This window comes from Pseudomonas sp. S2_H01, from assembly GCF_054668305.1.
In genome coordinates this window covers 4994372-5016855 of the sequence record NZ_CP162756.1, presented here as the reverse complement: position 1 = coordinate 5016855, position 22484 = coordinate 4994372, and the positions used below count along the sequence as shown (strand labels likewise).

Genomic DNA, 22484 nt, shown 5'->3' with positions numbered 1-22484 from the left:
GGACATGACAGCACGAAGCAATTCCTACTACACCGCAACCCTGAATCAGGAAACGGACTACCCGACGCTGCACGGCCAACATCAGGTCGACGTGGTGATCATTGGCGGCGGCTTCACCGGCGTCGCCACGGCAGTGGAACTGGCGGAGCAAGGCCTGAAGGTCGCTATTGTCGAAAGCCACAAGATCGGCTGGGGAGCGACGGGACGCAATGGAGGACAGGTGACCGGCAGCCTCTCGGGCGACGACGCCATGCGCAAGCAGATGCGCAAAACCCTGGGCAACGACGTCGACGACTTCATCTGGCAACTGCGCTGGCGCGGACACGAGATCATTCGACGTCGCGTCGAAAAATACGCCATCGCCTGCGACCTGCGACACGGCCACCTCCACGCTGCCTACAAACCCGGCCACATGAACGGCCTCAAGCACGACCATGACGAAGCGGTGCGTCGAGGCATGGGGGACGAGGTCACCCTGCTCGACCGCAGCCAGGTGCGGGACATCCTGCAAACCGACCTTTACTACGGCGCGATCAAGAACACCCGCAACCTGCACCTGCACCCGCTCAACCTGTGCATTGGCGAAGCCCGGGCAGCAGAAGGACTGGGCGCACTGATCTTCGAGAACAGCGAAGTCGTGCAGATCGTTCACGGTGACCGGCCCGCTGTCATCACGGCCCACGGGCGCATCGACGCGAAACAGGTGATGCTGGCAGGCGACGTCTACCACCGCCTGGAGCCCGGCAAACTCAAGGGCAAAATCTTTCCGGCCATGGGCGGCATCGTGACCACCGCGCCTCTGGGCACGCTCGCGACCGAGCTCAACCCGGAAAACCTCGCGGTGTACGACTGCCGTTTCGTTCTCGACTACTACCGGATGACGGCCGACGGAAGGCTGTTGTTCGGGGGCGGTGCCAACTACAGCGGCAGGGATTCGCGGGACATTGCCGCTGAACTGCGCCCGTGCATCGAACGCACGTTCCCGGCCCTGAAAGGCGTGGCCATCGACTATCAGTGGAGCTGCGCGATGGGCATCGTGATCAACCGCATCCCGCAGCTCGGCAAGCTGTCGGACAACGTCTGGTATTGCCAGGGTTACTCGGGGCACGGCATCGCGACCACCCATATCATGGGCGAGATCATGAGCCGGGCGATCACAGGCCATCTGGAGCAATTCGACACGTTTGCCGCGTGCCAGCACATCCGCGTGCCGATGGGCGATGTCCTCGGCAACCCGATGCTGGCGGCGGGTATGTGGTACTACCAGATGCTTGAACGGCTGCGCTGAGACCCTGAAACGGGGGCCGGGCGATCAGCCCGGCTGCGCAATCAACGTCAAACGTCAACGACTCTCGACCGCGTCATAGCGCCAACAGCAATGGCGATGACCCGGCAGGATGATACAGCCTCCGAGGCTCAGAATCAGGGCGCAGAGGGCGAGCAGTTTCAGGGATCGGGACATGGACATTTTCCTCTCATAGAACGCGGGCGGCTGTCAGCCAACGGGACCCGCCGGCGTCAGCGTTATCCATTGAACGGAACAACCCGACAGCATCCGTCGTTACGAACGCACCCTTTTTTTAAAAAAAAATGGCGTTTCCCGCGACGGACATCGGCGCGTCCTGCGTTAAACCCTTAGCTGCACTCACTTTCGCGTGCAGGCATCAAGGAGTTGTCATGAGAGTCCCACCATCTCTGGCGAAATTACGCTATGCCCTGATCATCCCGCTGGCCTTCGCGGCGTTGGCCAGCACACCGGTCTATGCAAGGACCGAGGTCATCATTCAGCAAGCCCCTCCACCCGTGCGCATGGAGCCCATCCCGGGCGCTCGTCCCGGTTATGCATGGGACCGTGGACACTGGCGCTGGCAAGGCCGGGGTTATGCCTGGGTTCCGGGTCACTGGCAGCCGGTGCGGCGTAATGCCCGCTGGGAGCCCGGACACTGGGAGGCGCGAGGTCCTAACTGGTACTGGATAGAAGGTCGCTGGGTGCGCTGAACCAATGGCGGGATTGTGGTCTGTAGTTACAGGATAGTTCAGCCCACTTTCCCGCCAGCCCTCAATCGGATCTGGCTGCCCAGTGACCGGACCGAGACACGCCCTATTGAAAGACACTGATCCGGACATCGAGTTGTTGGCCCGCGTCGGCAACAACGACCCGGAGGCCGTAAAAGAAATGGTGTCGCGCAAGTTGCCCCGCTTGCTCGCGCTGGCCAGCAGAATGTTGGGCGACGCCGAAGAAGCACGTGACATCGCCCAGGAAAGTTTTCTGCGGGTCTGGAAAAACGCGTCCAGTTGGCGCAGTGGCCAAGCCCGATTCGATACGTGGCTGCACCGCGTAGCGCTGAACCTGTGTTACGACCGCTTGCGCAGTCGCCGAGAGCGGCCGCTGAATGCCGTCGCCCTGGAAGACGAACAGCTGATCGAAGCGATCGACAGCTCGCCGTCGCCCGAAGAGCAGTTACAGGATCAGGCGCAAAGCACACAGTTGGCCGCGGCGCTGGCCGCATTGCCGGAACGTCAACGTGAGGCCATCGTCTTGCAGTACTACCAGGAGCTGTCGAACATCGAAGCGGCGGCGCTCATGGAGGTCAGTGTCGAGGCACTGGAAAGCCTGCTCTCGCGAGCAAGGCGAAACCTGCGCCGCTATTTAGCCGAATCGGACCGCGTCGAATCAGACGGGACGGTCACACCAGGGAGAGGAAAGCGATGACGCCCGAACGTTTTGCCCATCTGGCCGATGCCTACGGCGCCGACCTCAAACACTGGCCCGAAGCCGAACGCGAGGATGCACGCACACTGATCGCGAGCGGTAATACACGCGTGCTTGGCGCACTGGACCTGGCGGCCTGGCTCGATCAGCGACTGGACACCCATCAGGCGGCACAACCGGATGTACGGCTGATTCAACAGGTCGTCGCCTCGGCATTTGCAGTCGAGCGCCCCGCTTTGCGGTCGCGTTTTTCAAACTGGCTGCCGCGTCTCGGCTTCGTCGGCGCGGGCGTGGCGGGCATCGCTGCCGGCATGCTGGTGGCCTCCCTCAGCCTGCCGCTGACCGGCACGCCCGATGTGCTTCCAAGCATTTTCGATCATGGCGATGCCGACCTGATGCTGAGCCTGGATGCCGAGGAGAGCGAGCAATGATTCAATCGTCAAAGCGCTTGAAAACCCTGCTGGTGGCGTCGCTGCTGCTCAATGTCTTCCTCATCGGGGGCGTGGTCGGCGGGCTTTATCAATGGTCCAGCCATCAGCGCACGACAGGAACGATGGTGCAGCACGGCTTACGCCAGACACTCGCGCAACTGCCCGAGGCGCAGCGGCATCAACTGCGGCGAATGCTGCGTGAAACCCGCTTGAAAAATAAGCCGCTGATCGTTGCCAGTCGTCAGGCGCATCTGGACGTCATTCATCGCCTCCAAGCCCCGACGCTGGATCGCGATGCGCTGGACGCCGACCTGGACCGCGCGCGCACCGCTGACATCACCTTACGCACACGGGTCGATGCCACGCTGGCGGATTTTGCCGCCAGCCTGCCTGCGGATGAGCGAAAGACGCTGGCCGAAGCGATCGCCTCGCGCCGCCACAATAACGCCCCAAAGGTGATGAACGACTGAACGTGGGCGACGGATTTTGCCCACAGCCGCGTTAAACCCTTGTACGCCTCATCCCTCTGGCCGAGGCAGGATGAAACAAGGATTACTTATGCTGCGAATCATCAAGGCTGTATTGATCGCCACGGCAGTGACGATCTCGTTGTCAGGTTGCGTTATCGAACGCCCTCACCCACGCCGACCACCGCCGCCTGTCGAAGTGGTTCCGGTCATGCCCGCCCCCGGGGCGCAATGGGTCGGCGGACACTATCGCTGGGGCGGTAACCAATGGCTGTGGGTGCCAGGTCACTGGCGCAGAATCTAAAGCGAACCCTCAGGCAGCGGTCCCCTTGGCCTGCTGCTCAAGATGGACCTGCAGCTGTGGGTCTATCTGTAACGCAGCGGCCAACTCATCCAGATAATGACGCTCGGCGTCCTGTTGATCGTCCACCAGCAGGACGCTTGCCAAGTACATTTCTGCCGCCATGCCCGGCTCATTTTTCGCTGACTGCGCGACCTCGGTGGCGTTGAGCGGTTTGGCGACCTCATTGTCCAGCCACTGCTGCAGTCCAGGATCGTCCGTGTGCTGAGCGATTTCTTTGCTGATCATCGCCCTTTCCTGGTCATCGATCTCCCCATCCGCTTTCGCGGCGGCAATCAATGCGCGCAGGATCGCGTGACTGTGATCCTCCGCCTCCGGGCCGGCCAACTGATCCACCGTCCGCGGCGCTTGTTGTGGCGCTGAGGCCTGTTGCCGCTGCCAGGCCTGGTACGCCTGGAACGCCATCATCCCCAATGACGCCAGCATCGCGTAATTCGTACCGCCATGGCGCGCCGGCGCATTTCGCCCAAGACCGCCGCTCGCGGCTCCACCCCCTAACAAACCACCGAGCAGGCCACCGAGCCCTCCCGCGCCGGCGCCGGATCCACCGCCGCCCAACAAACCACCGAGCAAACCACCCAAACCGCCTTGCCCTGCGGTATCGGTACGTTGCTGCGTCGCGGATCCCTGACTCGCGCGCAAGAGTTGTTCCAGCAAATCACTGGTGTTCATGACTCTGTCCTCATCCAATAAGCGTACGCCGAATTCCAACGATAGCCCCCGGACGGTGGAGAGCCATGACCGTCTGGCCGACATTGACACATCACCTGCGGCCGCAGGCCCGCCACGGGCAAACGCACTGCGCGCCAGCATCGGCGAGTTTTCGCTCAACGAAGGAAAGAGGGCATGCTAAAGCCGGATCAACGCCCGGCAGACAACTGCGCTCACAGCGAACGCACAGGATGGCAGGCACCGATTGCCGGTGCCTGTCGTTACCTCCTGATCAAGCAGCGCTGAGCACCCGCGCCAACGTTGCCTTGACCTTGCCAATGCCGTCGTGCAGCGCCTGCTCGATTTCAGCCATGGTGATCACGGCCGAAGATTTACCCGCGGCCGGATTCACCACCAGCGCCAGACACGCATAGTCCAGCTCCAGCTCTCGGGCCAAGGCGGCCTCCGGCATGCCGGTCATGCCGACGATGTCGCAGCCGTCACGCTCCAGACGAACGATCTCCGCCACCGTTTCCAGACGCGGACCCTGGGTGCACGCATAGACGCCGAAATCGCTGAACGCGCACCCTTCTGCCGCCAGCGCTGCAATCAGACGCGCGCGCAACGGCTCGCTATAGGGATAACTGAAGTCGATGTGCGTGACCTGCTCCAGATCGTCCGCAAAAAAGGTGTGTTCACGCCCGCTGGTGTAGTCCACCAGATCATGGGGAACGCAGAAATGTCCTGTGCCCATGTCAGGGTGAATGCCCCCAACCGCGTTGACCGCCAGAATGGCTTGCGCGCCTGCCTGCTTCAAGGCCCAGATATTGGCGCGGTAGTTGACCTTGTGCGGCGGAAAACGATGCGGATGGCCGTGACGTGCTAGAAACATTACTTCACGCCCGGCGTACTCGCCCACCTGAATGTCACCCGACGGAGCGCCATAGGGGGTGTTCATTGGCAGTGACTGCCGAATGGTCAGACCGTCCAGTTGCGTCAGGCCAGTGCCGCCGATAATCGCGTAAACAGTCATGGCAAATCCTTAATCGATCAGTTGAGCGGAGCGCAAAGCGCCCAGCGCCGCCAGCCAGCGTGGATGCTGACGGTATTCGGTGGTGACCAGGCCCTGGCCGCGCATGCGAGCGAGGCGCGCAGGTACGCTGAGCTTCATCCGTTGCGCAGCGCTCAAGGCCAGCTCCGCCGCCGAGCGATCGTTGCACACCAGCCCCATGTCGCAACCTGCCGTCAAAGCCGCTTCGATCCTGCTGGCCGCATCACCGACCACGTGAGCACCGGCCATGGACAGGTCGTCACTGAAGATCACACCGTCGAAGCCCAACTCCCCGCGCAAGATGTCTTGCAGCCAACGGCGCGAAAAGCCTGCGGGTTGCGAATCGACTTGCGGGTAGATGACATGCGCGGGCATCACGGCCGCCAGCTGCCTGCTCAATTGCGCGAAGGGCACCAGGTCGTTGGCGCGAATGGTTTCCAGGCTGCGCTCGTCATTGGGAATGGCCACATGGGAGTCCGCCTCGGCCCAGCCATGACCTGGAAAATGCTTGCCGGTGGCCGCCATGCCCGCATCGTTCATGCCACGAATAAACGCACCTGCCAACAACGCCGCACGTTCTGGATCGCCTTCGAATGAACGGCTACCGACCACGGCGCTGCGTTGGTAATCCAGATCCAGGACCGGCGCAAAGCTCAGGTCCAAGCCGACCGCCAGCACCTCGGTAGCCATCAACCAGCCACATTGCTCGGCCAGAAACTCGGCATTCGGGTTGTCCGCGATCGCACGCATGGCGGGCAAACGCACGAAACCCTGACGCAGGCGCTGAACGCGACCGCCCTCCTGATCCACCGCGAGCAGCAGGTCGGGACGAATGGCGCGAATGGACGCACTCAGCTCGCGGACCTGCCGAGGGCTTTCAATGTTTCGCGCGAAAATAATCAGGCCGCCCACTTCGGGCTGACGCAGAAACTGACGATCTTCGGATGTCAGCCAGGTACCGGCGATATCCACCATCAGGGAGCCTTGCAGGCCAGAACTCATATGAAGATCCTTCAACAACCGTTGCTCAGTGCGGCATGGTGAGGGATCGACGGGTGCGATGCAAATGCTCGCACCCTCGACGTGGCAGCAAGCCCAGGATCAGACTTTTGCAGGGGCTGGTGCGGCGCTTTTGCTGCGTGGCTTGAGCTGGGCGCTGATCATCGCAGCATCAGTGACACCGGTTTCGGCACGCATGCCAGCGGCAAGGAACGGCACCATCAGCCTCATGACCTGTTCGATGGAGGTGTTGACACCAAAATCGGTTTCCGCGATGGCGCGCAGGGCCTTGATGCCGGACATGCTGAACGCTGCGGCACCCAGCATGAAATGCACGCGCCAGAACAGTTCGATCGGGGGAATACGCGGTGCGGCTTCATTGACCAGCAGCATGTAACGGCGAAAAACCTTGCCGTACATGTCTTCCAGATAACGCCGCAAATGGCCCTGACTCTGACTGAACGCCAGCCCCAGCAAGCGCATGAAAATAGACAAATCATTGCCGCTTCGAGGCTGCACGACCAGCGCCTGTTCGACGAGCATCTCAAGCAGCTCTTCAAGTGTCGGCTTGTGCTCGGGCCTGGCCTGACGACGTTCCAGCTCTTTATCGAGGCTGGCGCAGAAAGGCCCGAGAAACCGCGAGAACACGGCTTGAATCAGCGCCTTCTTCGAACCGAAATGGTAGTTGACCGCTGCAAGGTTCACGGAGGCCTTGCTGGTGATGAGCCGCAACGACGTTTCGGCAAAACCCTTTTCCGCGAACAGCTGCTCCGCAGCATCGAGAATTCGTTCAACTGTTTCCGACTGAGCCATGGTTAATCGCCTGACAAACACTTGTTTGAAACATACGTTTCAGTCGACGCGCTGTCAACCCTGGCTGTTCGCTTTCTGCCTGATCAGTCACGCCATTTAATCATACAAACCGGGGCGTTGAGACACTCTCTCCCGCCGACGTAACGGCTCTGAGGAACAACCGTCAGGCCCGACCACTGAAATGGAGGATTGCCAAGACGCAATCACTGTATATAATCCCAGTCACTGTATAAAAAGCCAGAGCGATGCACATGATCAAACTGACGTCACGCCAAGCCGAGATTCTGGACTTCATCAAACGCTGCCTTGAAGACAACGGCTACCCGCCCACCCGCGCGGAGATCGCTCAGGAACTGGGGTTCAAATCACCGAACGCTGCGGAAGAACATCTCAAGGCGCTGGCCCGCAAGGGCGCAATCGAAATGACACCGGGCGCTTCGCGGGGCATCCGGATACCAGGCTTCGAAGCCAAGACCGAAGAAAGCGGCCTGCCGATCATCGGCCGTGTGGCGGCGGGCGCCCCGATCCTGGCGCAGCAACACATTGAAGAGTCCCTGGCGATCAATCCCGCCTTCTTCCATCCCAGCGCCGATTACCTGTTGCGGGTTCACGGCATGAGCATGAAAGACGTCGGCATCCTCGATGGCGACCTGCTGGCGGTGCACACCACCCGTGAAGCCCGTAACGGCCAGATCGTCGTGGCGCGGATCGGTGATGAAGTCACCGTCAAACGCTTCAAGCGTGAGGGCAGCAAGGTCTGGCTGATTGCCGAGAATCCAGACTTCGCGCCCATTGAAGTCAACCTGAAAGATCAGGATCTCGTTATTGAAGGGCTGAGCGTTGGCGTCATTCGCCGCTAAGGAGAACGTTTATGCAGTTCCCACAGACACCGCAACAACATGCACAACTGCCGCTGTTCGAAGCATTCATGGCACCCAGCCTGCCCATGCTCGACGTTCCGCGGCTTCAGGTACCGGTATTGGACGACATCGTCGAATCGCCCTGGAGCAACGAACCCGAAGTCTTCAGTGAATTGTCATTGCGCGGCGCCGCCGGAAACTGCCTGAACCTGCTTGCGCCGATTCTGCGCGACCTGAGCCAGGACACAAATGATCGCTGGCTCACCCTGATCGCACCTCCAGCCAGCGTGACGCAAGCGTGGCTTCGCGACGCAGGACTAAACCGGGAGCGCATTATCATGATGCAGCCACGGGGCACGCAAAGCGCGCTGGAACTGACTCGCGAGGCCTTGCGTCTGGGCCGCAGCCACACCGTGGTGAGCTGGATCAACCCCATCTCCAGCCACGCACGCCAGCAACTGGTCAGCGCAGCGCGAAGCGGGAGCGCACAAAGCCTGAACATTCGTCTGGGCTGAAACGCCTCAACGGACGCACGGGACAGGTAAGGGAATATCCCGGGCTTCTTTATCGCAAAGAAGCCGGCTGGTAGACATGCGACGATGCCGATCCTGAACAGGAGCGACGCAGAATCAATGCAGGACCCGAGGCCCCTCTTCTTCTTTGCTCAACTCGCCTTCGGCCAGGCGGCCGGCCATCTGCACGCCAACGCTGAGCATCGCCTTGGCGACTTCAACGTGTTGACCCTGCAGAAATGCCTTGGCGTCCTCGGAAAAATTCAAGGTCACGAGGGACCCTTCATCCTCGGCGCGGCGCAGCTCGATGCGACCGTCAGGCAGTTCAACGATTTCCAGAAAAGAGGTTGGCATCAGGACAGTTCTCCACGAAAGGCGGGCATTGTAACAGCCTGATGACTCATGCCCTAGCCCATCGATCATTCTGTCTCAGCACTCACTCAACCCTTCACGAAAGCGGATGGCGAGCCCCTTGAGCTGCTGACGCCAGCTTTCCATCTCCTCGCGGGTCAACACAGGCTCTGCTGATTCGTCGCCACCGACGGCAATGATCAACGGCTGAGTGACATCGCCTTTCGGTTTTTTCGGGGCACGAGGCGGCTGAAACAACGCGTTGTAGGATGCCAGCAATTGCGCCAGCCAGGTTTCGCGCTGCTGTGCCAGTTCAACCAGCTCACCCATTTCAGGAATGGCGATGGCCTCCAGCACCTGCGGCGTCAGGAGGTCCTCGGCGCGCGGGGAGTTGGCCTGCGGCAGGCGATAGAAGCCCGCAATTTCGTGGCACAGCCCCAACAATGCGCCGTACAGATGAAACACTGCCGACTCCCGCTCGGCTTGCTCCAGCCCCTGTGCGTTCATGGCCCGGCTTTCTTTGGCCTTGGCCATGGATTCCAGCGCGAGTCCTGCGAAGAAAATCTTCTGATTGGTGCGGGTATAGAGTTCGTGAGCCATGACGACGGCCTCCACATCAATGAAATTTGAACGAGTAAGCCAGGGTCAAAAAAATCCCTCGGCGCACGGTGCACGCCGAGGGATCTTTTAACGCAAAGCGCGAAGGCTCGCCAGTCTGACGGGAATCAGGCGGGCTCGATCAACGCTTGTCTTCGACCTTCCAGGTGCCGCCGTCGTAGAACGCGCGCCAGCCTGTCGGCTTGCCGTCCACTTCGGTCTGCACATATTGCTCCTTGGACTTGCGGCTGTAACGGATCACTGCCGGACGGCCATCTGGATCTTTCTTCGGCGCTTCGCACAGGAAGTGGTACTTCGGATCGATCTCGTCCTTGTGCGGCACGATTTCCAACACCAGTGGCGCACGGGTCTCGCGATTTTTCGGGAACTGGCTGGCTGCCAGGAACAGGCCCGAAGCGCCGTCACGAAGGATGTAGGTGTCGTCCACCTTCTCACACTTGAGCTCCGGCATTTTAACCGGGTCCATCTTGGGCGGCGCCGCTTCACCGCTCTTCAGCAGCTTACGTGTGTTCTTGCAGTTGGTGCAGCCGAAGAACTTGCCGAAACGGCCGGTCTTGAGCTGCATCTCGCCGCCACACTTGTCGCATTCGACGCTCGGGCCTTCATAGCCCTTGATGCGGTAGGTGCCTTCTTCGATCTCGTAACCGGTGCAGTCCGGGTTGTTACCGCAGATGTGCAGTTTGTGCTTCTCATCCAGCAGGTAAGCATCCATGGCGGTGCTGCACACCGGGCAACGGTGCTTGCCGCGCAGAACGCGGGATTCCGACTCACCCTCGTCGTCCTCGGCAATTTCATCGCCCGGCGTCAGGTTGACAGTGGCCTTGCAGCGCTCTTTCGGCGGCAGGCTGTAGCCCGAGCAACCGAGGAACACGCCCGTCGATGCGGTACGAATCTGCATCGGCCGTCCGCACACCTTGCACGGGATATCCGTCATGACCGGCTGGTTGGCGCGCATGCCGCTGTCGGCAGCCTCGGCCACTTCCAGTTTTTTCTTGAAGTCGCCGTAGAACTCGTCGAGCACGTTCTTCCAGTCACGCTCGCCTTGCGCCACGTCGTCGAGGTTCTCTTCCATGCCGGCGGTGAAGCCGTAGTCCATCAGGTTCGAGAAACTCTCGGACAGACGCTCCGTGACGATGTCACCCATCTTTTCCGAATAGAAGCGACGGTTGTGAAGCGCCACATAACCGCGATCCTGAATGGTCGAGATGATCGCCGCGTAGGTCGACGGGCGACCGATACCGCGCTTTTCCATCTCCTTGACCAGGCTCGCTTCGGAGTAACGCGCGGGCGGCTTGGTGAAGTGCTGACTCGGGTCGAGCTTGATCAGCTTCAGGGTGTCGCCCTGGGCCATGTCCGGCAACACGTCGTCATCGCCAGGCTTGCTCATCTGAGGCAGCACACGGGTGTAACCGTCGAACTTGAGGATACGACCCTTGGCACGCAGCTCGAACTGACCCGCGGCCACGCTCACAGTGGTCGACAGGTATTGCGCCGGTGGCATCTGACAGGCCACGAACTGACGCCAGATCAGCTCATACAGGCGCTCAGCGTCACGCTCCATGCCCGTCAGCTTGCTCGGGTGGGTATTGACGTCGGAAGGACGAATCGCTTCGTGAGCCTCCTGAGCGCCTTCTTTGCTGCTGTACACGTTCGGCGATTCAGGCAGGTACTTTTTGCCGAATTCGGTTTCGATGTACGTGCGCGCCATCGCCACAGCGTCGGCCGACAGGTTCGTCGAGTCCGTACGCATGTAGGTGATGTAACCCGCTTCGTACAGACGCTGGGCCATCATCATGGTTTTCTTCACGCCGTAGCCAAGACGATTGCTCGCCGCCTGCTGCAACGTGGAGGTGATAAACGGTGCCGACGGCTTGCTGCTGGTCGGTTTGTCTTCACGCTTGGCGATGCTGTAAGCAGAAGACTTGAGCTTCTCCAGTGCCGCCATGGCCTGCGCTTCGTTCAGCGGCTTGAAGGCTTCGCCGTTCTCGCGCGCCACTTCGAAACGCACGTTGGCGCCCTTGGCGGTGCCCAGATCGGCATGAATTTCCCAATACTCTTCCGGGATGAAGGCGCGTATCTCACGCTCGCGCTCCACCACCAGCTTCACGGCAACGGACTGCACGCGACCTGCCGACAGGCCCCGGGCGATCTTTTGCCACAACAGCGGCGAGACCATATACCCCACGACGCGGTCGAGGAAGCGGCGCGCCTGCTGAGCATTGACGCGGTCGATGTCCAGCTCGCCCGGCTTGGAGAAGGCCTCCTGGATGGCTTTCTTGGTGATCTCGTTGAACACCACGCGCTTGTAACGATCGTCGTCACCACCAATGGCTTCGCGCAGGTGCCAGGCAATGGCTTCCCCTTCGCGGTCCAAGTCCGTCGCGAGATAGATGGTGTCGGCATCCTTCGCCAACCGGCGCAACTCGTCGATCACCTTCTCTTTGCCGGGAAGGATCTCGTACTTGGCTTTCCAGCCATGCTCCGGATCGACGCCCATACGCGCCACGAGCTGGCGCTTGGCCTTTTCCTTGGGCGACAGCGCAGGCGCTTCAGACGCGGTTTTGCCGCGCTTGGCAGCAGGCTCTTTGGCGGCGCTCGCCGAACCGCTGGTGGGCAGGTCTCGGATATGGCCGATACTCGACTTCACCACGTACTGGCTGCCCAGGTACTTGTTGATGGTCTTGGCCTTAGCCGGGGATTCCACAATGACCAGCGATTTGCCCATGGATCGGAAAATTCCTAATGCGAGAAAAAAGACGTTGGAGCCGTCGAGGCCCCGCTATATATAGTGGCTACAAGGTGAGGTCAAGCAGAGGCTACTGCAAGGTCTCGCCTTACGACCTTGAAAAAAGGTCAGGTTCGGCCTGGACCAAAGCAAAGCGCGGCACGTGCTCGCCGTCAACCTCAACCGATTCCAGAAACATGCTCAAAGGGCGTACCCACAGGCCGAATTCGCCGTACAGCGCCTGATAGAACACCACTTCCTCTTCCGTCTCGGAATGCTTGGCGACACCGAAAACACGGTACTCGGGGCCTTTGTAGTGGCGATAGAGACCTGGCTGTAACTGCATGGAGCGAACCTCACGGATTGACGCGAAAAAAAACTTTCAAAAAACATTTCTTGAGAAAAACAAAAGCCGGGGCACCAGGCCCCGGCTTGCACACTCAGACCGGTTAAACGCGTTCGAACACGGTAGAGATGCCTTGGCCAAGGCCAATACACATGGTGGCAACACCCAGGGTGCCACCCTTCTGCTTCATGACATTGAGCAACGTGCCGGAAATACGCGCTCCCGAGCAACCGAACGGGTGACCCAAAGCGATAGCGCCGCCGTGCAGGTTAACCTTCTGGTCCATCTTGTCGAGCACTTTCAGATCTTTCAGTACAGGCAGCGCCTGTGCAGCGAAGGCTTCGTTGAGCTCGAAATAGTCGATGTCAGCAATGCTCAGACCCGCGCGCTTGAGGGCTTTCTGAGTCGCCGGCACCGGTCCGTAACCCATGATCGCAGGGTCGACACCGGCGACAGCCATGGAGCGGATCACCGCCATCGGCTGAATGCCCAGGTCCATCGCACGCTGACCGGACATGACGATCATGCACGAGGCGCCGTCAGTGATCTGCGAGGACGTACCCGCCGTCACGGTACCACCTTTTGGATTGAAGGCAGGCTTGAGGGCCGCCAGACTTTCCAGCGTGGTTTCAGGACGAATGGTCTCGTCGAAGTCATACATCTTCAGGAAGCCGTTCTCGTCATACCCTTGCATCGGGATGATTTCGTCCTTGAAGTTGCCTTCAACGGTCGCCTGGTGCGCCAGACGGTGCGAACGCACGCCGAACGCATCCTGTGCTTCACGGGTGATGCCGTGCATCTTGCCGAGCATTTCCGCTGTCAGCCCCATCATGCCCGAGGCTTTCGCTGCATACAGCGACATGTGCGGGTTGGGATCGACGCCGTGCATCATGCCGACGTGGCCCATGTGCTCGACACCGCCGATGACGAAGACGTCACCGTTGTTGCTCATGATCGCCTGAGCCGCCGTGTGCAGCGCACTCATGGACGAACCACACAGGCGGCTGACCGTCTGCGCAGCGGAGGTGTGCGGGATCTGGGTCATCAGCGACGCCATGCGCGCAATGTTCCAGCCCTGCTCAAGGGTCTGGTTAACGCAACCCCAGATCACGTCCTCGACTTCCGCCGGGTCGACTTTGCTGTTGCGTTCCAGCAGTTTGCTGATCAGGTGCGCCGACATGTCTTCAGCGCGGGTATTGCGGTGCATGCCACCCTTGGAGCGGCCCATCGGGGTGCGACCGAAGTCGACAATCACGACGTCTCTCGGATTCAAGCTCATATTTTCACCTGTTCGTTGGGCACTTAGCCGAAGAAGCGCTGGCCGGTCTTGGCCATTTCGCGCAGCTTCGCTGTGGGGTGGTACAAAGCGCCCAGATCAGCGTATTGGTCAGCCAGGGCAACGAATTCAGCGACACCGATCGAATCGATGTAGCGCAGCGCACCGCCACGGAACGGAGGGAACCCGATGCCGTAGATCAGGCCCATGTCAGCCTCGGCCGCCGTATCAACGATGCCGTCTTCCAGGCAACGCACGGTTTCCAGGCACAGCGGGATCATCATCCAGTTGATGATGTCTTCGTCAGTGACTTCACGCTGTTCGTAGACGATCGGCTTGAGCACTTCCAGCACGGAAGCGTCGACGACCTTCTTCGGCTTGCCTTTCTTGTCGGTCTCGTAGACGTAGAAGCCTTTGCCGTTCTTCTGACCGAGGCGGTTGGCCTCGTAGAGCGCGTCAACCGCGGAGCGACGGTCGTCTTTCATGCGATCCGGGAAACCTTCGGCCATCACGTCACGGCCGTGGTGGCCGGTGTCGATGCCGACGACGTCCATCAGGTAAGCAGGGCCCATCGGCCAGCCGAATTTCTCCATCACCTTGTCGATGCGCACGAAATCAACGCCGGCGCTGACCAGCTTGGCGAAACCGCCGAAGTACGGGAACAGAATACGGTTGACCAGGAAGCCCGGGCAGTCGTTGACCACGATCGGGTTCTTGCCCATCTTCTTGGCGTAGGCCACCGTAGTCGCCACCGCGACTTCGCTGGACTTCTCGCCACGGATGACTTCAACCAGCGGCATCATGTGCACCGGGTTGAAGAAGTGCATGCCGACGAAGTTTTCAGGACGCTTGAGGGCTTTCGCCAGCAGGCTGATGGAGATCGTCGACGTGTTGGACGCCAGAATGGTGCCCTCGGCGACCTGACCTTCCACTTCGGACAACACCGCTTGTTTGACCTTCGGGTTCTCGACCACCGCTTCGACCACCAGATCGACATGGCCGAAATCGCCGTAGGACAGCGTTGGACGAATCGCATTCAGCGCTTCAGCCATCTTCGCAGGGGTGAGGCGGCCCTTCTCTACGCGCTTACCGAGCAACTTCGACGCTTCGTTCAGGCCCAGTTCAATGGCCTCCTCACGAATGTCCTTCATCAGGATCGGCGTGCCTTTGACAGCCGACTGGTAAGCGATGCCGCCACCCATGATGCCGGCGCCCAGTACGGCTGCCTGCTTCACGTCCTTGGCGACTTCGTCGTAGATCTTGGCTTTCTTCTTCAGTTCCTGATCGTTGAGGAACAGACCGATCAGACTCTCGGCGGCCGATGTCTTGGCCATTTTGACGAAGCCAGCGGCCTCGACTTCCAGCGCTTTGTCACGACCAAAGTTCGCGGCTTTCTGGATGGTCTTGATCGCTTCGACCGGGGCCGGGTAGTTCGGACCTGCCTGGCCGGCAACGAAACCCTTGGCGGTTTCGAAGGCCATCATCTGCTCGATGGCGTTCAGTTTCAGCTTCTCCAGTTTCGGCTGGCGCTTGGCCTTGAAGTCGAACTCGCCCGAAATGGCGCGTTTTATCAGGTCCAGTGCCGCTTCCTGAAGCTTCTCTGGCGCGACAACAGCGTCCACCGCGCCCACTTTCAGGGCGTCTTCGGCACGATTATCCTTGCCGGAGGCAATCCACTCGACCGCGTTATCGACGCCAATCAGACGCGGCAGGCGGACGGTGCCACCAAAGCCGGGGTAGATCCCCAACTTGACCTCAGGCAGACCGATCTTGGCAGTCGCAGACATGACCCGGAAGTCGGCTGCCAGGCACATTTCCAGGCCGCCACCCAGCGCGATGCCATTGATGGCAGCGAGGGTTGGCACGTTCAGGTCTTCGAAGTCACTGAAGATCTTGTTCGCTTCAAGGTTTCCGGCAACCAGCTCGGCGTCCGGCAGCTTGAAGTTATCGACGAATTCGGTGATGTCGGCGCCGACGATGAAAACGTCCTTGCCGCTGGTGATGATAACGCCCTTGACTGAGCCGTCGGCCTTGATGGCATCGACAGCCTGACGCAGGTCGTTGAGGGTGAGGCGATTGAACTTGTTGACGGACTCACCCTTGAGGTCGAATTTCAATTCGACGATGCCACTTTCAAGAGCCTTAACCGTGATGGCTTTACCTTCGTAAATCATCAACTGATCTCCACAATATGGAAGCTGAACAATACGCGTCAGACGCTGAAATCCGGCGAAAAACACGACGTTTCCGTCGACGTACACACCAAACGCCAGGCACCCCGTCGACGCGATTGGGCGTCTGTAAGAGCGTTCCTACGGCAAACACTCAATTCATACGCCCGTTTGATTTGGGTGCGCCTACCTTCGGCCATATTCCAGCAATTGTCAATTCACTCAACAGCGGACAAAACCGGCAAAACACAGGTAAAAGACACAGCTGATCAACCTACATTCATCGAAATGATCACGTTGAGTGATGAGGCTGGTGAATAAACACAGGAAGCGACGACTGGTGGGCGTTTCTTGAAAAATGATTGAATCCGCAGCAGACAAACGCACCATTAAGGTCTACATTCAGCGCACTGCGCATCAAGACGGGTCGTTTTTCACAAGCATGTGAAACGAATTCGGACTTTGTTTGCGGCATTGCACCGCAAAGCGCCACGAATTATCGGCCTGCCTGGCCAACCCCCAGCCCGATGTTGTTATCGGGCTTTTTAATGCCCGCGATTTGGCCGGATGCCCCGGCTTGAGGTCATGCCAAGGCCTTGATCACAGCAGAAATGCGATGCAACACTTCCGTTTCGCCCCGCTCCCCCCAATACAGTGCAATCAGCTGCTTGCCCGCCTCGACCTTATAGACATCGGGCGGCAGCGTCAGCAAGTGCGGCAGCACACGTGCATCTTCACAAGGCTCGCGCCACTGATTCACCCAGTTTCCGGGCGTCGTCTGCCAGTACATCCACGTATCCGGTTCACGTGCTCGCCGAGGCCGGTGATATTGCGCACAGGGGCTCGGCGGCTCGACGGGCAGCCAGTGCGGCCAGTCTTGAGGGATCAACTGCATCGCCAGCCCCCTACGCCGCGCCTCCATGCGCATGGCCATCCGGCCACTCTGGGAGCGGGATGGACGCAGCCACACCAATGGACTCAAAACCACCGCAACGATTGACAGCACTATCCACACCGTCATATCTGTATGCCCCAGCTGCGGGGAGCAGCGGACAAAACGTGAAGGCTTGCCATGAGGCGCGTGAAAAAAGCCATAATCAAAACCATCGCAAACCTCAGAAGGAACATCCCATGTCCTATAAACATATTCTGGTAGCTGCGGACCTCACTGAAGAGTGCGACCACGTTATCAAGAAGGCTATCGGCCTGGCCATCGGCAGCGAAGCCAAGTTGTCGCTGGTGCACATCGTGGAGCCGATGGCCATGGCCTTTGGTGGCGATGTACCGATGGACCTGTCGCAACTGCAACAACAGCAGTTCGATCAGGCCAAGGAAAAGCTGGCAGCCCTCAAGCTGAAATACCCCGATGTGCACACCGGCGACAGCCACCTGACCTACGGCCAGCCCAAGCAGGAAATTCACAACCTGGCCAAGGAACACAACGTCGACCTGATCGTCGTGGGCAGCCACGGCCGTCACGGCCTTTCCCTGCTACTCGGCTCTACCGCCAACGACGTACTGCACGGCGCGCCTTGCGACGTTCTGGCCGTGCGCCTTGTCAAACGCACGGATTAATCGCGCCCTCAAACAAAAGCCCGAACCCTTGAAAGGGCTCGGGCTTTTTTGTTGCGAGGCGTCAGCGGATTACTCGTCCAGTTCAGCCCAGCGCTCAACCAGTGCTTCCAGTTCGCTGTTCATCTGCTCAAGAGACGCAAGCACCTTGGTCGTCTCTGCGGCAGGACGCTGATAGAAAGCAGGATCAGCGATTTCCGCCTCAACGGACGCGATCTGCTGTTCCTTGGCATCGATCTCGCCAGGCAAAGCCTCCAGCTCACGCTGCAGCTTGTAGCTGAGCTTCTTCTTCGCAACAGGTGCGGCTTCAGGCGCAGGCGCCGGAGCGGCGACCGGCTCGACAATCGCAGAGTTCAGGTCGGCCTTGCCGGATTTGCTTTCGGTGACGCCCAGCAGACGCGGCGAACCGCCCTGACGCAACCAGTCCTGGTAACCACCGACGAACTCACGCACCTTGCCCTCGCCTTCGAAGACCAGCGTGCTGGTGACGACGTTGTCGAGGAATGCCCGGTCGTGACTGACCATCAGCACCGTGCCCTTGAAGGTCAACAGCACCTCTTCGAGCAGCTCCAGCGTTTCGACGTCCAGGTCGTTGGTGGGTTCGTCGAGGACCAGCAGGTTGGCGGGCTTGCTGAACAGCTTGGCCAGCAGTAAACGCGCACGCTCACCACCCGACAGCGCCTTGACCGGCGTCCGCGCACGTTGCGGGCTGAACAGGAAATCACCGAGATAACTGAGCACGTGGCGGCTCTGACCGTCGATATCGATGAAGTCGCGACCTTCCGCGACGTTGTCGATCACGGTCTTTTCCAGATCAAGCTGGTGACGCAACTGGTCGAAATAAGCGACGTCCAGACGCGTGCCGACTTCCACCGAGCCGCTGGTGGGCTGGAGGTTGTCCAGCATCAGCTTGAGCAAGGTGGTCTTGCCGGTACCGTTGGCGCCCAGCAGACCAATGCGGTCTTCGCGCTGCAGCACCATCGAGAAATCCTTGATCAACATCGGACCGCCCGGGTGCGCGAAGCTGACGTTATCCAGGACCATGACCTGCTTGCCGGACTTGTCGGCGGTGTCCAGCTGGATATTGGCCTTGCCGGTGCGCTCACGACGCTCGCTGCGCTCTACGCGTAATGCCTTGAGGGCGCGCACACGACCTTCGTTGCGGGTGCGACGGGCCTTGATGCCCTGGCGAATCCACACTTCTTCCTGGGCCAGACGCTTGTCGAATAACGCGTTCGCGGTTTCTTCGGCGGCGAGCATCGCTTCCTTGTGCACCAGGAAGCTGGCGTAGTCGCCGTTCCAGTCGATCAGACCGCCACGGTCCAGCTCGAGAATGCGGGTCGCGAGGTTCTGCAGGAAAGACCGGTCGTGCGTGATGAACAGCACGGCACCCTGGAATTCCTTGAGCGCCTCTTCCAGCCAGGCAATCGCGCCGATATCCAGGTGGTTGGTCGGTTCGTCGAGCAGCAGCAAATCAGGTTCGGACACCAGTGCCTGCGCCAGCAGGACACGACGACGCCAGCCACCGGACAGCTCGGCAAGGGTCTTGTCGGCAGGCAGTTGCAGGCGGCTGAGGGTACTGTCGACGAGTTGCTGCAGGCGCCAGCCGTCACGGGCTTCGAGGTCCGACTGAACGTGCATCAGCTTGTCGAGGTCTTCGGCGGTGACGATGTTCTGGCTCAGGTGATGGTATTCGGCAAGCAAGGCACCCACGCCGTCCAGGCCTTCCGCCACAACGTCGAACACGGTGCGACCATCGGCCACGGGCAATTCCTGGGGCAATTCGCCGATTTTCAGGCCGGGTGCGCGCCAGACGCTGCCGTCATCGGGCAATTGCACGCCCTTGACCAGCTTCAGCATGCTGGATTTACCGGTGCCGTTACGACCGATGATGCAGACCCGCTCTCCACGGGCGATCTGCCAGGACACCTTGTCCAACAACGGCATGGCGCCGAACGCAAGGGACACATCGGTGAATTTGAGCAGGGTCATGAGCTTCTCCAAAAACCGGGCGCGCATTCTACCTGAGATAGCGCAAGGATTGGGCGGGATTCGATGACGGGTTGAGAATCCCAAGCCCACCACCTGCTTCAACTGCAAGTATTTGTTTCCTTACCCCCCTCGCCCACACCTTCGCGCTTCAACCCGCGCTGGCAAAAGGCTAAGCTAACGGCACTTTTCACGGTTCATCTGCACGGAAGTCTCATGCGCAGTCGTTTGTTCAGCCTTTTGTCCTGCCTGCTTCTGTCGGCCACCGCCGCCCAGTCCGTCCAAGCGGTCGATATCACCACCCAACGTCAATATTACGATCAAGCCAAGCGCGCGCTGGTCAAAGGCGATGCAGGCCCGTATCGCATGTACGGCGCAGCGCTGGCGGACTATCCGCTCGAACCTTATCTCGCGTACGACGAACTGACGGCTCGTCTGAATACCGCGAGCAACGACGAAGTCGAGAAATTTCTTGCCGATCATGGCGATCTTCCGCAGGCCAACTTCATGAAGTTGCGCTGGTTGCGCCTGCTGGCCTCACGAGGCGACTGGCAACCATTCGTCAAGTATTACGACCCCAAACTCAACTTCGTGGAGCTCGACTGCCTCTACGGGTCTTATCAGCTCAGCCATAATCTGCGGTCGGAGGGCTACGCCAACGCCGAAAAGACCTGGATGACGGGCAAGACCCTGCCAACGGCCTGCGACACTTTCTTCACGCAGTGGGCCGTGGAAGGCCAACTGACTGAACAGAAGCGCTGGCAACGCGCCAAGCTGGCGGCGCAGGCGCGCAACTACGCCCTGGCCAATCAACTGGTCAACAGCATGACCACCCTGGCGCCCCAGGGCCGTTTGCTGATCGCCGTGGCGCAGAAGCCGGAGATGGTCAACAACCAGGGCCAGTTCATGCCGGCAGACGAAGCCATGTCGGATGTCGTCGGCCTGGGCCTGAGACGCCTGGCCAAACAAGACCCCCAGCGCGCGATGGAGCTGCTGGACAGCTACTCCCCTGTCTTGCACTTTTCCCATGAAGAGCAAGTGCAGATCGCCAAGGAAATCGGCCTGACGCTGGCGCGCAGCTACGATGGTCGCGCCCTGGAGGTGATGACCAAATACGACCCTGACCTGCGCGATAACACGGTGACTGAATGGCGTCTGCGTCTGTTGCTGCGCCTGGGTCGCTGGAACGATGCGTACGAACTCACCCGACGCCTGCCTCAGGATCTGGCCACGACCAACCGCTGGCGCTACTGGCAGGCCCGTGCTCTGGAGTTATCCCAACCCAACAACCCGCAACTGCCTGCGCTGTACCGGACGGTTTCGAAAGAGCGCGACTTCTACGGCTTCCTTGCCGCCGACCGCATTCAGACCCCGTACATGCTCAACAACAAGCCATTGATGCTGAGCCAGGCAACGATCAATAAGGTCCGCAATACGCCGGGCGTGCGTCGGGCCCTGGAGTTCTACGAGCGTGGCGAGGTGGTCAACGGGCGTCGCGAGTGGTACCACGTCACCCGCCGCTTCACCCGTGACGAAATGGTTGCCCAGGCCAAGCTGGCCTACGACATGCACTGGTACTTCCCGGCCATTCGCACCATCAGCCAGGCGCAATACTGGGACGACCTCGACATCCGGTTCCCCATGGCGCATCGCGACACCCTGGTGCGTGAAGCACAGATCCGCGGCCTGCATTCCAGCTGGGTGTTCGCCATTACCCGCCAGGAAAGCGCGTTCATGGACGATGCCCGGTCAGGCGTCGGTGCCAGCGGCCTGATGCAACTGATGCCCGCTACCGCCAAGGAGACGGCACGCAAGTTCAGCATCCCGCTGGCCTCCCCGGCGCAGGTGCTGGATCCGGACAAGAACATTCAGTTGGGTGCGGCTTATCTGAGTCAGGTGCATGCTCAGTTCAACGGCAACCGGGTGCTTGCGTCAGCGGCGTACAACGCAGGCCCGGGCCGTGTGCGGCAGTGGCTCAGAGGCGCGAATCATTTGTCGTTCGATGTGTGGGTCGAGAGCATTCCGTTCGACGAGACGCGTCAGTATGTGCAGAACGTGTTGTCGTATGCAGTGATCTATGGCCAGAAGCTGAATGCGCCGCAGCCTCTGGTGGATTGGCACGAGCGGTTTTTTGATGACTTTTGAGCCGTAACGGCTTGATAAAAGGGGCCGATCACTTCAGCGTGATCGGCCCCTTTTTTATCGGCTGGCTGGGGCTGGTTTCGTGTGAATACCCCATTACTCTGGCCGCGCAGATACGGTTTGGCCTGCACCCAAGTCGCGGTTTGTGGTGTTTGAGCCATTAATGTAGAAGAGCAACATCAAAAGCAACAGACACGAAACTCTCAGGTTGACGTGGTCTCTGTAGGAGCGCGCTTGCTCTGGGCCGCACTCGGACGATCTGCCGTGCAGCGGTAGCAAAACCAGGCAACTCGATTCTGCCTGACACTCCGCATCCACAGGTCTTGCTGCCGGTTCCCGGCAGATCGCGGGCAAGCGCGCTCCTACAATTTGGGGCGGTGTGCGGGCGCTTGATGATCGAATCAAGAAAGCGAAGAGCGTTAGCTCCAGCCCGCCT

The 22484-nt window shown here is 60.1% G+C and carries 22 protein-coding genes; 10 read left to right on the top strand and 12 right to left on the bottom strand.

Annotated features, from left to right (window positions below; all coding sequences use genetic code 11):
• The first annotated feature begins 4 nt into the window (after positions 1-4).
• From AB4N84_RS22300 to AB4N84_RS22275, 6 genes are all read left to right on the top strand, one after another.
• Positions 5-1288, top strand: coding sequence for an NAD(P)/FAD-dependent oxidoreductase (locus AB4N84_RS22300; RefSeq protein ID WP_460043215.1), 1284 nt, complete (start codon positions 5-7; stop codon positions 1286-1288).
• Between the two features lie 389 nt (positions 1289-1677).
• A complete protein-coding gene (locus tag AB4N84_RS22295) occupies positions 1678-1998 on the top strand; it encodes a YXWGXW repeat-containing protein (RefSeq protein ID WP_074749682.1) in 321 nt (106 codons plus the stop codon).
• 106 nt (positions 1999-2104) lie between these two features.
• The gene (locus tag AB4N84_RS22290) at positions 2105-2713 is read left to right on the top strand and encodes an RNA polymerase sigma factor (RefSeq protein ID WP_460043213.1); all 609 of its coding nucleotides are present in this window, start codon (positions 2105-2107) and stop codon (positions 2711-2713) included.
• The gene (locus tag AB4N84_RS22285) at positions 2710-3144 is read left to right on the top strand and encodes a hypothetical protein (protein ID WP_460043212.1); all 435 of its coding nucleotides are present in this window, start codon (positions 2710-2712) and stop codon (positions 3142-3144) included. Before AB4N84_RS22290 ends, AB4N84_RS22285 begins: the two co-directional genes overlap by 4 nt.
• Positions 3141-3614 carry a periplasmic heavy metal sensor gene (locus AB4N84_RS22280; RefSeq protein WP_460043210.1) on the top strand — a complete coding sequence of 158 codons (474 nt, stop codon included), beginning with the start codon at positions 3141-3143 and terminating at the stop codon, positions 3612-3614. Before AB4N84_RS22285 ends, AB4N84_RS22280 begins: the two co-directional genes overlap by 4 nt.
• An 88-nt stretch (positions 3615-3702) precedes the next feature.
• Positions 3703-3915 carry a YXWGXW repeat-containing protein gene (locus tag AB4N84_RS22275; RefSeq protein ID WP_460043209.1) on the top strand — a complete coding sequence of 71 codons (213 nt, stop codon included), beginning with the start codon at positions 3703-3705 and terminating at the stop codon, positions 3913-3915.
• A 9-nt stretch (positions 3916-3924) separates the two neighbouring features.
• Here AB4N84_RS22275 and AB4N84_RS22270 read toward each other — a convergent pair whose 3' ends face one another.
• The 4 genes from AB4N84_RS22270 to AB4N84_RS22255 form a co-directional block, all read right to left on the bottom strand.
• Complete coding sequence (locus AB4N84_RS22270) at positions 3925-4644, bottom strand: tellurite resistance TerB family protein (protein WP_460043208.1); 720 nt, start codon at positions 4642-4644, stop codon at positions 3925-3927.
• Positions 4645-4915: 271 nt separating this feature from the next.
• Entirely contained in the window at positions 4916-5656 is a 741-nt protein-coding gene (locus AB4N84_RS22265; RefSeq protein WP_460043207.1) for an S-methyl-5'-thioinosine phosphorylase, read from the bottom strand.
• Positions 5657-5665: 9 nt separating this feature from the next.
• A complete protein-coding gene (gene nagZ, locus AB4N84_RS22260; RefSeq protein WP_460047099.1) occupies positions 5666-6664 on the bottom strand; it encodes a beta-N-acetylhexosaminidase in 999 nt (332 codons plus the stop codon).
• 111 nt (positions 6665-6775) lie between these two features.
• On the bottom strand, positions 6776-7486 hold the full coding sequence (locus AB4N84_RS22255) for a TetR/AcrR family transcriptional regulator (RefSeq protein ID WP_460043205.1): 711 nt from the start codon (positions 7484-7486) through the stop codon (positions 6776-6778).
• Positions 7487-7737: 251 nt separating this feature from the next.
• On the opposite strand from AB4N84_RS22255, the gene lexA reads away from it, so the two are divergent.
• Entirely contained in the window at positions 7738-8346 is a 609-nt protein-coding gene (lexA, locus tag AB4N84_RS22250; protein ID WP_062382291.1) for a transcriptional repressor LexA, read from the top strand.
• Positions 8347-8357: 11 nt separating this feature from the next.
• Positions 8358-8861, top strand: coding sequence for an SOS-induced cell division inhibitor SulA (gene sulA, locus AB4N84_RS22245; protein ID WP_074749673.1), 504 nt, complete (start codon positions 8358-8360; stop codon positions 8859-8861).
• Positions 8862-8975: 114 nt separating this feature from the next.
• Here sulA and AB4N84_RS22240 read toward each other — a convergent pair whose 3' ends face one another.
• From AB4N84_RS22240 to AB4N84_RS22210, 7 genes are all read right to left on the bottom strand, one after another.
• Complete coding sequence (locus AB4N84_RS22240) at positions 8976-9212, bottom strand: hypothetical protein (RefSeq protein WP_062382289.1); 237 nt, start codon at positions 9210-9212, stop codon at positions 8976-8978.
• Between the two features lie 75 nt (positions 9213-9287).
• Positions 9288-9809, bottom strand: a complete 522-nt coding sequence (locus AB4N84_RS22235) for a DUF6586 family protein (protein ID WP_074749672.1) — start codon at positions 9807-9809, stop codon at positions 9288-9290.
• A 139-nt stretch (positions 9810-9948) separates the two neighbouring features.
• Positions 9949-12552, bottom strand: coding sequence for a type I DNA topoisomerase (gene topA / locus AB4N84_RS22230; protein ID WP_074749671.1), 2604 nt, complete (start codon positions 12550-12552; stop codon positions 9949-9951).
• A 109-nt stretch (positions 12553-12661) separates the two neighbouring features.
• Positions 12662-12898, bottom strand: a complete 237-nt coding sequence (locus tag AB4N84_RS22225; RefSeq protein ID WP_074749670.1) for a DUF1653 domain-containing protein — start codon at positions 12896-12898, stop codon at positions 12662-12664.
• 103 nt (positions 12899-13001) lie between these two features.
• Positions 13002-14177, bottom strand: a complete 1176-nt coding sequence (fadA, locus tag AB4N84_RS22220; protein WP_346831384.1) for an acetyl-CoA C-acyltransferase FadA — start codon at positions 14175-14177, stop codon at positions 13002-13004.
• A 23-nt stretch (positions 14178-14200) separates the two neighbouring features.
• Positions 14201-16348 (bottom strand): fatty acid oxidation complex subunit alpha FadB, encoded by a 2148-nt coding sequence (fadB, locus tag AB4N84_RS22215; RefSeq protein ID WP_074749668.1) that lies wholly within the window; start codon positions 16346-16348, stop codon positions 14201-14203.
• A gap of 580 nt (positions 16349-16928) precedes the next feature.
• Positions 16929-17366 (bottom strand): hypothetical protein, encoded by a 438-nt coding sequence (locus tag AB4N84_RS22210; RefSeq protein ID WP_074749667.1) that lies wholly within the window; start codon positions 17364-17366, stop codon positions 16929-16931.
• A gap of 110 nt (positions 17367-17476) precedes the next feature.
• On the opposite strand from AB4N84_RS22210, the gene AB4N84_RS22205 reads away from it, so the two are divergent.
• Positions 17477-17920: a universal stress protein gene (locus AB4N84_RS22205; RefSeq protein ID WP_460043203.1), complete on the top strand. Its 444-nt coding sequence runs from the start codon at positions 17477-17479 to the stop codon at positions 17918-17920.
• 69 nt (positions 17921-17989) lie between these two features.
• Here AB4N84_RS22205 and AB4N84_RS22200 read toward each other — a convergent pair whose 3' ends face one another.
• Positions 17990-19909 (bottom strand): ATP-binding cassette domain-containing protein, encoded by a 1920-nt coding sequence (locus AB4N84_RS22200; RefSeq protein WP_460043202.1) that lies wholly within the window; start codon positions 19907-19909, stop codon positions 17990-17992.
• A gap of 213 nt (positions 19910-20122) precedes the next feature.
• On the opposite strand from AB4N84_RS22200, the gene AB4N84_RS22195 reads away from it, so the two are divergent.
• Complete coding sequence (locus AB4N84_RS22195; protein WP_460043201.1) at positions 20123-22051, top strand: transglycosylase SLT domain-containing protein; 1929 nt, start codon at positions 20123-20125, stop codon at positions 22049-22051.
• The last annotated feature ends 433 nt before the right edge of the window (positions 22052-22484 follow it).